The sequence below is a fragment of the Halioxenophilus aromaticivorans genome, from assembly GCF_042850945.1.
Lineage (GTDB): Bacteria > Pseudomonadota > Gammaproteobacteria > Pseudomonadales > Cellvibrionaceae > Halioxenophilus > Halioxenophilus aromaticivorans.
In genome coordinates, this window is sequence record NZ_AP031496.1 from 2,304,486 (window position 1) to 2,316,995 (window position 12,510).

Genomic DNA, 12,510 nt, shown 5'->3' on the forward strand with positions numbered 1-12,510 from the left:
AGATCGCTACAGTATGACCGGTGCTACTATCGCCGCAGAGGTAGTCTTAGCCGCACTAGCCAATGTGCCTGAGGATGGCGGGGTACGTCGCGCGATGTTGATCGATAACGGGATTCGGCCAGAGGCGCTGGAGAATCCGGGCGCGCGGGTCCAAGTGCAAAAATTTGCTAATCTACTGCGCGATGCCATGATTGAACTACAGGATGAGCAATTGGGATACGGCGTAGGCGTTCAACCTCCAGGCACATGGACTACCATGGCGCAGTACGCTCTAGACGCTGAGAATTTGGGTGATGCGATTCGACGACTGTCGAGATTTTATCGGTTTGTCCCCTGGGGTGTAGAAACGCGGTGTGAGATGCTGGATGAGAATACCAATTTTACTATGCGGCCCGCAAATCCAGAAAATAAATTCTCGCCTTATTTGTATGAGTCTTTTCTATTCTATTACTATCAGTTCTGTTGTTGGTTGACGGATTACAGAATCCCTGTGTTAGCTATAGGGTTCAATTTTGAGAGCACCAGTTATAGCGAAGATTACGTCGGAGTCTTTTCTCCCCAGAGAGTTGATTATCTGGAAGAGTTTTCTTTCATATCTTTTTCCAGTCGCTATAACAGCCTCCCTATCAAGCATACGGCGATTTCTATCAAAAAAATGATCGAGCATGCAAATCTTGTGCTCTTTAATCAGTATTTACAACAGGCTAGGTGGGCAGAAAAAGTAGAACAGGTAATAGCAATCAGCGCTTTTCAAAATAACAGTATAACATCTGTTGCTCTTCAGCTGTGCATTCACCCGCACACATTGCGTAGACGATTAAAAAATGAAGGGCGTCAATTTGCGGAGGTTCGAGATAAGTTACGCTTAAAACTCGCCATGAATCAATTGAAACAGACTAGGAAGTCTATTGAAGATATAGCTATTGAGTTAGGCTACTCGGAGACCAGTGCTTTTAGTCGCGCTTTTAAGCGTTGGACCAAATTATCGCCGCAAAACTTTCGTGATCAAAGCAAGTGATATCGCTTAGCGGATTCGATGGCTCCAGTACGATTTTTTACGCCTAACTTGCGATATATATGGTGTAAGTGAGTTTTAATGGTAGCTTTAGAAACAAATAGATAGTCGGCCATTTGCTGTATTGTAAGTGATGATGGGAGCAGCATAAGCAGCTCTTGCTCGCGCTCGGATAACGACAAGCATATAGGGCTGTCAGCGTCTGTAGTCTTGTGTTTCAGTATTTGAAAATCTTGTTCAAGTCGAAGTATAAGTTGGTCCTCTGTTAATATGTTCTCACGCTGTCGTCGAAGAACCAACTCCTGTAGTGGGTGTTCTATATAGCGTTTGTGATCGACAAAGGTTTGGTATAACCCTGCCTTGTCTGCGACTTTCATCGCTCTTATTAGTGTGCGCAGAGCTTTGTTAGTCTGTTTAGATTGCATAAGTGTCGCGCAGTATAATATCAGTGTTTGAGTGTGAAATAGTGGTCTCTGTGAAGTACTTGTTTGAGCCAGTATTTGTTCAATTATGGTGGCGGCGCTAGTAAATCGGTCGCCATGGTAGTTTAGCAGGGCGGTTACTCTGGCGCGTTCGGATCTGATAAAAGGTACTTTTACGTTGTGCTCAACCTCTTGTGCCTGGTCGATACAAATACCTTCGTTGCGAGCCTCCTGCAATGCTGATTCAAGGTTGCCTTCACGTAAAAATAACTCAATACGAAGGCTGCGCACAACGAACAGTAATCTGGGTGTGAAGTGGCCTACCAAGAATTCGGCTTGGCTCAATACGTAACGAGCTTTTTCCGGGCTTGCTCTTAAAGCTAGGTAGAATTCCAAACGCACACCTGCTGCGGCAGATTCGGTTAAACCGTGATCCTGAATATGGGTTAAACCGTCCTCGAGTAATTCGCTTGCTTGGCTTACTAGCCCTTGTTCGTAGAGTGCCTTGGCTTGCAGTAATGCAATTGTTGATCGCATGGGAGACGCGTGACGCTCACTCGATGCTAGGCACGAATGTGCTGTGGCGAGTAATTTACTGGCAACTCGATGGTCGCCGAATTCCATTTCGTTTAAACCGTCCAGGGCGTCTATCCACATCCTACCGTAGAAGCTATCGGCCCTAGTTATAGCTTCTTTAGCAATCGTCATTGCGCTTTTAGCTGCGTTTACCTCTAATTGTAGGCGTGCGCTCAAAAAGCGGCCGCTTGCTACAACGGCGGTATCAAAAGGGTCAGCGATCGGACTATATTGTTCAAGCCAAATATCCGTTTGTAGAAAGGTCCACTCGCTCTTATCTTGAAATATCGCTAACGCTAGTTGTATGGATTCGATCTTAGCTTTTAGTAGCTGTTTCTCCGCTTTTGCCAGAGATTCATCTTGTTCTAGAAGGTCGTTTAGCTGCTTTATGCTACGCTCGGCCCTATCAAATAGGCATGAGAATGTGAAAGTCCAAGCTAACCAAAAATGTAAATGTATACTTGCTGACGAACTTTCCAGTGGAATTTTTTGGCACCAAATAATCAGCTTTGGCAGCATGCCTTGATCGCGGATAAAGGTTTGTACAGATTGATTTATCAGTTCAGTCGCAAACCTATAGTTGTTTGCTTTGATTGCACAGTCAATAGCCAGAACTGTACACCCGTGATCACTGGCCCACTGCGCTGCTTTAGCCATAATATGTTTGAGATCGCTGTCCTTCGGAGTGCAATCTAGCCTTACTAAAAAATGTCGAAATAATGGATGTAATCGATATTCGTTATTTGTGCCTTGCTCTATCGCTATAAAAATATGATGTTTGGTTAAATATGATAATAAAATTAACGTTTCTTGGTTTGGAAAGAGATAGGTACATAATTTCGAACTGAACTGATCAAAGTGAGCAATGTAGCACAATAATTCGATCGATCGTTCGGGCAGTTTATCGATAGCAGCCTGTTGAAAGTAGTGTGTTAAGAATGGCAGATCGCCGTTGGCTAGCCTCATCACAACGTTAGAATTACGGTATTGGTTTAACAATTGCCCACACAGTTTTACTGCCAGCGCCCAGCCTTCTGTCACGGTATATATTTGCTGCGTCAATTGATCGGATAATAGATTGTGATCAACATTGCTGTACAGTAAGTCTTGGGTTTGAGTCAAGCTCAGCACTAGATCGTTCTCTCTAATAAGTGTGGCTTCTCCGCTAAGAATAAGGTCTTGAAATTGAAATTCTAGATTTGTTTGAGAGCTTAAAAGAAAGCGACTGTGTTTTTTGGTTTGTTGTACTATCTGTTCAATCAGAACACCGATCTCTCGACTGTTCGCGTGCTCAAACCCGTCTATGGCGACAAGACTAGGTGTGTTCAGAAGCGTGTCAATAATCGCCGATAATGGTGTGTTAGGGTGGCTTGGTGAGCGTAATAGTTCGTTAGATAACGTATTGATGAAATCGGTTGTGGTTTCATATGGGCGAGTCAACGTTATCGTAATTTGAGATTCTCCCACGTTCAAATACCTTGATAGCGTATGAATTAGGTGGGTTTTTCCATATCCCGGCCCTGCAACGCACTGAATCAAAGGGTAGCCATTGATTCGGCTTATCAATGATGTATGTGTTTCTAAACCTAGTTGAGCCATGTTCTTCTGATCGGGGACGCGTGCCATTCTATTTATTAGATTCTTATCATTCAGTTAACCACCCGCGCATACTATAACGCTAACCAAGGGGGCAAAATCAACCTTTAGGTTGAGTGTTTCCTCGAGTCCTTCACATACCATGGCTGACTGTAAATAGTAACCAGCGGTGAACTATGGCACATTCAGCAAACAACGATGCTCCCATGTCAAGTGAATTTAAGCGGCTTATTAAGGCGCCTACATTGGCGTGGCCGACGGTAGTCTTGTGTTTAGGGTGCTTAGGCGGCTTGGGGTATAGCGACTATTTGGCAATATCGGGCCAGCTTAATTATTGGCTAGCGTGTTTAATAAACGGTGTTATAACCTATTTCTTTTTTAGTGTTGTGCACGATTCTTCGCATGGCGCGATTGCTAAAAATAAAGCGGTAAACGACCTGTTTGGCCATATAGGGATGATATTTTTCGGCCCTTTGGCGCCTCTAAATTTTGCACGCTGGATTCATATGCAGCATCATCGATATACCAATGATCCGACAAAGGATCCCGATCACTTTGGCCATATTAAGGACGTTTTTCTACCTCTGCGTTGGCTGAATTTCGATTTTTACTACACCAAGTATTTTTTAGAAAACGCCGGCCCATTACGAAAGCGATTTATGAACCGACTCATAATTCAAATTTTGGTTGTTATAGGAATTGTTTCTGTCGCGATCGCCGCTGGCTACGGCAAGGAGGTTTTTTTACTATGGCTTCTCCCAACTAGAATTAGTTCAGCATTATTCGTGGCAATGTTTGTCTATTTACCGCACGCTCCGTTTAAGGCAACTGCTCAGGTAAATGAATATGAGGCTTCCAATATCAGGGCTGGTTGCGAGTGGCTCCTGTCCCCGTTAATGACATATCAAAATTACCATCTGGTGCATCATTTATATCCGACTGCTCCTTTCTATAGGATGCAAAAACTGTGGAAGATGCGTCTCGCTTTTCACTTGTCGAAAAATCCTTACTACGTAGGCACGTTTTCGGTAGGGCGACAGGTCTCACCCAAGCACAAAGTTGAGTGTTAGAGCCTTACCCAGGGCAAGATGAGTTAGGCAATAAAAAGGGTAATAAATTGAAAACTATCTCAATAAAAAAACATCGTATTTTAGCTTGTTTGGCCGCCGCAGTGGCCACGCCGGTGGCTGCCGTTCTATTGGAGGAAGTTGTTGTTACCGCCAATATGGTTGAGCAGTTTTTACAGGAGGTGCCATTGGCAGTATCTGCTATCAGTGGTGATGAGTTGGTCAACTCAGGGGTTGCGGCAGCGTCAGATCTATCGGCAAATGTCCCTAATTTGCAGGTGAGCTCTCCGTATTCCAATTGACCTTTCCCCGAAAAATAGAACCATGACGTTGATGAGATTTCCAGTTAATCTACTCCCAAGGGGATCTCATTACTATGAAGAAACGATACACCGAAGAGCAAATCATCAAAGCGATCAAACAGCATGAAGCGGGTACCAAAGTGCCTGATATTTGTCGCGAGCTGGGAATATCTGAAGGTACTTTCTACAACTGGCGGTCAAAGTATGCTGGCATGGAAGTCAATGAAGCTAAGCGCATGAAGGATATGGAGGCGGAGAACGCCAAGTTGAAGAAGCTTCTTGCAGAAAAGCTACTTGAAGTGGAGGCCATGAAGGATGTCTTGTCAAAAAAGTGGTAAAGCCGGCTGAACGTAAGCCTGTCGCCAGTTATCTGGTCGAAACGTTTGGCTTGAGCGAGCGCCGTGCTTGCTGGCTTTCTGGTATTAGCCGAACAGGCTATCGCTATCGGGCTAAGGGCTACGACGACGATGTTCTTCGGAAGCGACTGAAAGAGCTAGCAGCACAATACAGTCGGTATGGCTACCTCTTGCTACACGGGTTACTGAAAGCCGAAGGGTTGGTGACTAACAAGAAGCGAACCTACCGTGTTTACACAGAGGAAGGACTGCAGGTTCGTACAAAAAAGCGTAAAAAGCTCACGCGCCCTGTGCCTGTGATGGACTTACCTAAGCAAATCAACGAGCGCTGGTCTATGGATTTTGTATCAGATCAACTGAGTAATGGTAGACGTTTCCGAATACTAAATGTAGTTGATGACTACAGTCGCGAACTGGTCGGACAGCTGGCAGAGTTTTCTATTAGTGGAAATCGCGTAGCCCGTTTCTTAGATCAACTAATCGAGACCCGTGGTAAGCCTGAAAGTATCACTTGTGACAACGGTACTGAATACACCAGCAAAGCCATGTTCTTCTGGAGTAAAGAAAATCAGGTCAAACTCAACTTTATTCAGCCTGGCAAGCCAACGCAAAACGCCTTCGTCGAAAGCCTAAATGGCAAGTTTAGAGACACCTGTCTGAATCAGCACTGGTTCCGAACAATAGAGGAAGCCCGCTACGAAATAGATCAATGGCGTGCGCACTATAACCATGAGCGGCCGCACAGCTCATTAAATTACATGACGCCAGTAGCCTACGCGGCACAGGCAGCATAAGGCAAATATCTCATCGAGGGAGTGGTATTAACTTAGGGGAAAGGTCACAATATACAGCCAAATTTTAGTCTGCGTGCCATAAGTGTAGGTCTCGCGTTTAATGCCAACTAAGCATCACCAATTGGCGTTTATGTCGATCAAAATTAATTATGCGCTTGTTTTGCCCATAGCAAGCAGCTGTACGATATTGATCAGATGGAAGTGCTTCGAGGGCTGCGGGGAACGCTGTACGGGCGTAACACAACCGGAGGTGTTATCCAGGTCATCACCAAAAAAACCTCAGCTGGCTGGCATGGAAGGTGCTATTTCAGCCAATCTTGGGCGCTTTGATAGTCGTGAGGCTAGTGGGGCCTTAAACACTGAGTTAGTGGACGATGTATTCGTGGTGCGTTACGCCGGCACATGGTCTGAATCCGACGGCCAGATCGAAAATATAGGCACAGGTTATGACTACCGGGCCAGTGACAGTCAAGCGGCTCACGCCAGTATTCTGTGGTTAATAAACGTCGTAATGGAATTGACGCTTCGCGCCTACTACGCAGACGCCTTGGCCTCCGGTGATGCGCCAACCGGTTTGGGTATTTTTTGCCGAGAGAGACAGACTTCGGCGGATATTCCAGCGCTAGTTTGGGTTTTTGGAAAAGCCAAGCCGACCAAATTGGAGAGTACGGAGCGGGTGGCGACAGTATTGCTGAAACGTTCAGCTTGATACTCAACGAAGACGAGAGTTAACCACTATTACGGCCATAGACTCTGGTGACTTTATTGTTAAATAGGATGCAGGTGGGGCAGATGACAATTTTAATATAGCTTGGTCTGCGGATCATGAGCAGTTTAATCAAGAATTGCGGCCTAAGTACAACAACGAAGGTGTGCGTGTGTAACGGCGGGCATATGTTACGGTGAAGACGACGTAGATGCTCGGAATAATTATAGCTTTTTCGGTATGTTGGCGGGCTTGCCATTTGTGTTTCCGTCAGGCTTACCCGCAGTCCAGGCGGCCATATTGTCTGGTAATCCTGTGGGGCTGGTTGGCAACCTTTCTACCATGAATGTTGCACATCGATTCGACCAAACCCGTGAATCGCAAGCAATTTTCGGAGAGGTGGTCTGGACTTTGACCGATTCAGTTCGCTCAACCTTGGGCTTGCGTTATACCCAGGACTCCATTGAAGTGTCGAACGCTCCAGCCATTGTCAGCGATGCGAATGGGATGCCGCAATTAAGTACCTTGCCATTAGTGGTGCACGCAGATGCTAGCGCTTTTTTACCGGTGATAGAAGATGATTACAGTGATGTCTCTGGTAGAGTGATTCTGGATTATACCTTTGGGGCTGGCAACATGACGTACATGTCTTACAGCAAAGGTTATCGATCCGGCGCAATTAATGGCACCGCTTATTTTTCAGAAGACCAGCTAACGTTTGTAGAACCTGAAAACTTAGATGCTTATGAATTATGGTGGAAATCCAGGTTGCTTGATGAGGTGCTGCAAATTAATGGAGCGCTGTTTTATTACGATTATACCGACCAACAAACGCAAGAAATTGTCGGCATAACGCCCTTCTTGCGTAATGCCGGCGAGTCTTAAATAAAAGGTGCTGAAATAGAAGTTTTATCTGCGGCTACCGACGCTTTAGTGGTTGGCTTTGATCTCGGGTTGATCGATAGCGAATATACGGATTTACAACTGAGTGGTGTCGGCTTGTCGGGCAATGTATTTACCAACACACCAGGAATGACTGCCAATTTTAATGTGGATTGGGAATTGGCAGAGTTTACCGAGGGCGCCCTTAGGCTTCATTCAGACGCTGTTTATATTAGTGACCTGTGGTTCTCGCCATTTAATACTAAGCCTAGCAATACTTCAGATACCTTCGGCAATCAACAGCTGCAACAAGAAGCTTACTGGCTGTTAAATGGCTGATTATTTCGGCAGCGCGAGAGTCTAAGTCTTGCGTTGTGGGGGCGAAACCTAGCCGACGAACAATATTACAGCTACGGTTTGGATCTACGTTCTATTACAGGCTCGGATTACTTAGTGCAGAAAATACGGACTAAAAGCGAGTTATCAATTTTAGGAGCTGCATCATGGCAAAGGAGTGCTCAGATTAATAGGAGCTAACATGATTTTAAAAGATAAAAATATTGTGGTCACCGGAGCAGCCAGGGGATTGGGGCTTTCTATGGCCCAGTATTTGGCCGAGCTGGGCGCGAATCTCGTACTCACTGATATTGAGACGCGGGAAGTGAGTAAGGTGGCCGATGATCTATCGGCGCAATATGGCAAAGAGGTACACGCTTTTAGTCACGACGTGGCGGATGTTGATTCCTGGACACAAATAGTAGAGGCGGTGGGATGCTTTTGGATTCATTTAGATGGATTAGTCAATAACGCAGGTATAATGCCGCACGTGCCTTTCCCAGAAACCACTTTGGATTTGTTTCGTAAAACTCAACAGATTAACGTCGAAAGTGTTTTTATTGGCGTGCAAGCGTTTCTGCCACTTTTAAAGGTGGCGGGAGAGGGGGGGCAAGCGGCTTCGGTTGTTAATATTTCTTCCATGTTTGGTCAAGTAGCGGGACCAATGCATTCGGCCTATTGCACTTCAAAAGGTGCAGTTCGGCTATTAACTAAATCTTTGGCGGTTGAACTACCAAAATTAGGTTACAACATTCGCTGCAATTCTGTACACCCAGGAGTTATGGATACTGGTGTGTCCCTCAGCGCCTTGCAGACGCTTGTTGATATGAAGTTGTTTGATTCTATTGAGCAGGCAAGTGAGCATTACAGTAATGTGATTCCAATGGGGCGTCCTGGCTGCGGCACTGAGATTGCTGCTGGTGTTGCCTTTCTACTATCGTCTGAATCCAGTCTTATGACTGGGTCTGAACTAACTTTGGACGGTGGCTATACCGCTATTTAATTCAACTATAGGAATGTAATTGACAATGAATAAAAAGCGATTGTCAGAGATGCTTTACAGCGATGTTTTTTTACCAGAGGAAACTCTCGCTATCAGAGCGCAAGCACGTGCCTTTGCTGATCGTGTGTTACAGCCTATAGCACATGAAGTGAACACGACAGTAGAAGATCCTAAAAACTTCCGCCGGGATATTGTGAATGCCTTGGCCGAAGCCGGTTTGTATCAAGTATCGTTCAGCAAAGACGTTGGTGGAAGAGGTTTGAATTACCCCATGTTAGCGACGCTAACGGTCATGGAAGAGCTGGGCTATTACACACCGGGGATTGCATCGGCGTTATTTGATGGCCAGGCGATTTTATGCGGTCAGACTTTAGACAAGGCGCAAGACGAAATACGCTCACGATGGCTTCCCAAACTAATACGAGGTGAAATCGTCTGCTGCTTTGCGACCAGCGAACCAGAAGCGAGTACCGACCTATCTGTTTCAGCCATGGCGACTATGGCCATCCGGGACGGTGATGGCTATAGAGTCACAGGAAAAAAAAGGTGGATAACTAACTCGGTTGCTGGCGATATTATGCTAACGCTGGTTCGCACCGGCGATAACTTAACGATGTTGCTTATTGATATGCACAGCGAAGGTGTAACGGTGGGAGCACCCGACAAAAAAATGGGTAATCACGCGCAAATGACAGCTGATGTTACGTTAAATGATGTTTGGGTACCCCGTAGTCATGTCATTGGTAGTGTTGGCGGCGGCCTGCGTGCAGCGTTAGCGGCCCTGACTATGGGGCGTGCTGGCATCGCAGCGCTTGGTGTGGGTATGGCGCAACGGGCATTCGACCATTCCGTCGAGTACATTAGTGGTCGGCACTGTTTTGGTCAGCCCATTGCAGGCTTCCAACATTGGCAGTTTAAGTATGCTGATCGCGCTACCGCTATCGAAAATGCCAGAAACCTATATATCAAAGCAGCATTAAATGCTGATAAAAAATGTTCTCCTCAACCACTTATGGCCATGGCTAAAATTGTTGGCAGTGAGGTGGCTGTGGATATGTCCCGCGACGCCATTCAAGCCTGTGGCGGTTATGGATTTGTGCGTCGACTCGAAGGTGCGGGCCAAGATTGGCCACTGGAGTCGATCTATCGCGATGCTAAAATTGGTGAGATTTATGAGGGGGCTAATGAAGTACAGCGATGGGCAATTGCGCGTGAGATATTTGGACGAGATATAACAGGCTGATAATAGAGTAATCGATATGCAATTTACCCAAGGTTTACATCGAGCAAATCAACTGCACCCAAATAAGATTGCAACGCTATGTGAGGGGCGTAGCACCACTTTTACCGAGTTAACCACTAAGGTGGCGAAACTTGCTGGCGGGCTTAAACAGCGCGGGATTCCTGGTGGTGCTCCGGTGGCACTACTTGGTTTTAATTCAGATTTCTATTTGTGTTATTACTTAGCCTGTGCGTGGGGAGGCTTTACCGCGAACCCTGTTAACTTTCGTTGGAACGTGAAAGAGATTGTTTATTCTCTGAATGACTCTAAAACTCATGCCATAATTTTGGATGACAACTTTGCTCATTTGGCCGAAGAATTACTGGCCAGTTGCCCTGAGCTAAACCAGGTGTTTTACTGCGGTGACAATCAAATTGGCGACATCGAAAATCACATCGACACACTTGTTTCACAAAGCTCACCCATAGAGGATGTCGGTGTTGGCGGCGATGACCTATTTGGCATATTTTATACTGGCGGTACCACGGGGTTTCCTAAAGGCGTAATGCTGTCTCATAAAAATCTATGTTCATCGGCTTTGGGCTTCATGGCAGAAGGAGCATTTCCCGAGGGTTGTATTGGTATTCATGTGGCCCCGATGTTTCATTTGGCGGATATGTCTCAGACTGTCTGTATGCTACTTAGGGGTAGCACGCATGTGATGTTACCAAATTTTAGTGTGAAAGGTTGCTTGGAGGCGCTGGCACTGTATTCGGTTTCAGATTTGCTCCTAGTGCCAACCATGCTACAGGTTATGATAAACGACCCAAGTGTTGCCCAGTATGATCTTAATGCCTTGGAGCGCGTCTATTACGGTGGTTCGCCGTTTACTGAAACTGGTCTTGATACTACTTTGGCGGTATTGCCTGGCGTTAAATTGATGCAAATTTACGGGATGACCGAGTCATCAGCAACCATCAGTATTTTGCCCTGGCAAGAACATGGCGCAAAAGCCCGTGCTAAGGGCCGGTTACGATCCGCAGGAAGAGCCTTCCCTCATACACAGATACGAATCGTCGATAACAATGATCAAGATAGGCCCGTAGGAAAAACGGGAGAGATTATTTTCCGTTCGCCAGGTGTGATGATGGGCTATGTGAACAAAGCCAATGAGACCGACGCCGCTTTAAAAAACGGTTGGATGCATACCGGCGATGCCGGATTTATTGACCTCGATGGATTTTTATATGTCGTGGACCGAGTTAAAGACATGATTATTTCTGGTGGTGAAAATATTTATTGTACCGAAGTGGAAAATGCTATTGCTTCGCACCCCGCTATCGCCTCGGTTGCAGTTTTTGGAGTACCCGATGATGAATGGGGGGAGCGGGTGCATGCGGCGTTGGTGATTAAGAGCGGCTCAACTATCAGCTATGAAGAGCTTGTATCACATTGTAGAAGCTCAATCGCCGGCTACAAGTGCCCTAAATCATTAAGCTTACACGATGCTTTACCGCTGACTGGTGCAGGAAAAATAAAGAAAAACGAATTGCGCGATCAGATCGCCTCACAGTAGTTAAGGTAGTAAATATGAAAAAATGGCAGTGTCGATATTGTTCTTTTATCTATGACGAAGCGTTAGGGTTGCCTGACGAAGGGATAGCGCCAGGTATTGCGCTTAAAGATTTGCCGGATGATTGGATGTGCCCGGACTGTGGGGTAACCAAAGATGATTTCGATGAAATCGAAGACTGAAAACCTGTTTTGTAGCGCTAGCTATATTTTAGCTTTAATCGCGATTATTACAGGAGGGGCTGATTTTATTTTTGGCGTTTCAATGCAGAGAACCTTAGGACTGTAACTGCCCGAAGCTGTCTACGCAGATCCGTTGCTTAATTGTCAGTTTCGGTTTTTAGGGGCAATCTGGATGGGTTACGGTTTGGCTTTAGTCTACGCCTTACGTGATATCCGACGGTTTTGTTGGCCGTTACTTGGTTTATTTACGTTACTGGTGGTCGGTGGTTTAGGGCGTTTATTGGCACTTTTGGTAAATGGTGTTCCCACTGGCACGGTGAGCTTAGCCTTCATTTCAATAGCTGTTTTATTGAACTCCTATTGGCGCCGCTGTTAGTTTACGGACTCCATACTTTAACGAAGAAGAATACTTTATTTATCCACATTAACGATAAATTTAATAATCTTTTTCAACTTCAGCGCGAGGCTCAGGATTCGG

Annotated in this window: 13 protein-coding genes; 12 read left to right on the forward strand and 1 reads right to left on the reverse strand. The window is 45.7% G+C overall.

What is annotated here, in order from left to right; all coding sequences use genetic code 11:
* The first annotated feature begins 13 nt into the window (after positions 1 to 13).
* Positions 14 to 1,018: an AraC family transcriptional regulator ligand-binding domain-containing protein gene (locus tag ACGHM3_RS10035; protein WP_345419108.1), complete on the forward strand. Its 1,005-nt coding sequence runs from the start codon at positions 14 to 16 to the stop codon at positions 1,016 to 1,018.
* On the opposite strand, the gene ACGHM3_RS10040 is transcribed toward ACGHM3_RS10035, so the two are convergent.
* Positions 1,006 to 3,480 carry a LuxR C-terminal-related transcriptional regulator gene (locus ACGHM3_RS10040; RefSeq protein ID WP_345419111.1) on the reverse strand — a complete coding sequence of 825 codons (2,475 nt, stop codon included), beginning with the start codon at positions 3,478 to 3,480 and terminating at the stop codon, positions 1,006 to 1,008. The genes ACGHM3_RS10035 and ACGHM3_RS10040 overlap by 13 nt on opposite strands.
* 305 nt (positions 3,481 to 3,785) lie before the next feature.
* On the opposite strand from ACGHM3_RS10040, the gene ACGHM3_RS10045 reads away from it, so the two are divergent.
* The 11 genes from ACGHM3_RS10045 (at position 3,786) to ACGHM3_RS10095 (ending at position 12,408) form a co-directional block, all read left to right on the forward strand.
* Complete coding sequence (locus ACGHM3_RS10045) at positions 3,786 to 4,679, forward strand: fatty acid desaturase (RefSeq protein ID WP_390518044.1); 894 nt, start codon at positions 3,786 to 3,788, stop codon at positions 4,677 to 4,679.
* Positions 4,680 to 4,726: 47 nt separating this feature from the next.
* Complete coding sequence (locus tag ACGHM3_RS10050) at positions 4,727 to 4,978, forward strand: hypothetical protein (RefSeq protein WP_345419117.1); 252 nt, start codon at positions 4,727 to 4,729, stop codon at positions 4,976 to 4,978.
* A 74-nt stretch (positions 4,979 to 5,052) separates the two neighbouring features.
* Positions 5,053 to 6,128, forward strand: a protein-coding gene (locus ACGHM3_RS10055; protein ID WP_390517716.1) for an IS3 family transposase whose coding sequence is annotated in 2 segments (ribosomal slippage) — positions 5,053 to 5,302 and positions 5,302 to 6,128 — 1,077 coding nt in all. Because the reading frame shifts where the segments join, the coding sequence is not laid out codon by codon here.
* A gap of 292 nt (positions 6,129 to 6,420) precedes the next feature.
* Positions 6,421 to 6,837 (forward strand): hypothetical protein, encoded by a 417-nt coding sequence (locus tag ACGHM3_RS10060; RefSeq protein WP_345416978.1) that lies wholly within the window; start codon positions 6,421 to 6,423, stop codon positions 6,835 to 6,837.
* 297 nt (positions 6,838 to 7,134) lie between these two features.
* Entirely contained in the window at positions 7,135 to 7,719 is a 585-nt protein-coding gene (locus tag ACGHM3_RS10065) for a TonB-dependent receptor domain-containing protein (protein ID WP_345416975.1), read from the forward strand.
* Between the two features lie 48 nt (positions 7,720 to 7,767).
* Positions 7,768 to 8,055, forward strand: a complete 288-nt coding sequence (locus tag ACGHM3_RS10070; protein WP_345416972.1) for a hypothetical protein — start codon at positions 7,768 to 7,770, stop codon at positions 8,053 to 8,055.
* A gap of 199 nt (positions 8,056 to 8,254) precedes the next feature.
* The gene (locus ACGHM3_RS10075; RefSeq protein ID WP_345416969.1) at positions 8,255 to 9,055 is read left to right on the forward strand and encodes an SDR family oxidoreductase; all 801 of its coding nucleotides are present in this window, start codon (positions 8,255 to 8,257) and stop codon (positions 9,053 to 9,055) included.
* A 25-nt stretch (positions 9,056 to 9,080) separates the two neighbouring features.
* Positions 9,081 to 10,298: an acyl-CoA dehydrogenase family protein gene (locus ACGHM3_RS10080; protein ID WP_345416966.1), complete on the forward strand. Its 1,218-nt coding sequence runs from the start codon at positions 9,081 to 9,083 to the stop codon at positions 10,296 to 10,298.
* A gap of 16 nt (positions 10,299 to 10,314) precedes the next feature.
* Positions 10,315 to 11,853 (forward strand): AMP-binding protein, encoded by a 1,539-nt coding sequence (locus ACGHM3_RS10085; protein ID WP_345416963.1) that lies wholly within the window; start codon positions 10,315 to 10,317, stop codon positions 11,851 to 11,853.
* A gap of 14 nt (positions 11,854 to 11,867) precedes the next feature.
* Positions 11,868 to 12,032, forward strand: coding sequence for a rubredoxin (locus tag ACGHM3_RS10090; protein WP_345416960.1), 165 nt, complete (start codon positions 11,868 to 11,870; stop codon positions 12,030 to 12,032).
* A gap of 133 nt (positions 12,033 to 12,165) precedes the next feature.
* On the forward strand, positions 12,166 to 12,408 hold the full coding sequence (locus tag ACGHM3_RS10095) for a DUF4345 family protein (RefSeq protein ID WP_390518048.1): 243 nt from the start codon (positions 12,166 to 12,168) through the stop codon (positions 12,406 to 12,408).
* The last annotated feature ends 102 nt before the right edge of the window (positions 12,409 to 12,510 follow it).

Excerpts from the sequence above, each read along its gene's own strand:
- ACGHM3_RS10035 (WP_345419108.1), top strand. The coding sequence starts at position 14 with ATGACCGGTGCTACTATCGCCGCAGAGGTAGTCTTAGCCGCACTAGCC.
- ACGHM3_RS10090 (WP_345416960.1), top strand. The coding sequence starts at position 11,868 with ATGAAAAAATGGCAGTGTCGATATTGTTCTTTTATCTATGACGAAGCG.
- ACGHM3_RS10085 (WP_345416963.1), top strand. The coding sequence starts at position 10,315 with ATGCAATTTACCCAAGGTTTACATCGAGCAAATCAACTGCACCCAAAT.
- ACGHM3_RS10060 (WP_345416978.1), top strand. The coding sequence starts at position 6,421 with ATGGAAGGTGCTATTTCAGCCAATCTTGGGCGCTTTGATAGTCGTGAG.
- ACGHM3_RS10080 (WP_345416966.1), top strand. The coding sequence starts at position 9,081 with ATGAATAAAAAGCGATTGTCAGAGATGCTTTACAGCGATGTTTTTTTA.
- ACGHM3_RS10075 (WP_345416969.1), top strand. The coding sequence starts at position 8,255 with ATGATTTTAAAAGATAAAAATATTGTGGTCACCGGAGCAGCCAGGGGA.
- ACGHM3_RS10045 (WP_390518044.1), top strand. The coding sequence starts at position 3,786 with ATGGCACATTCAGCAAACAACGATGCTCCCATGTCAAGTGAATTTAAG.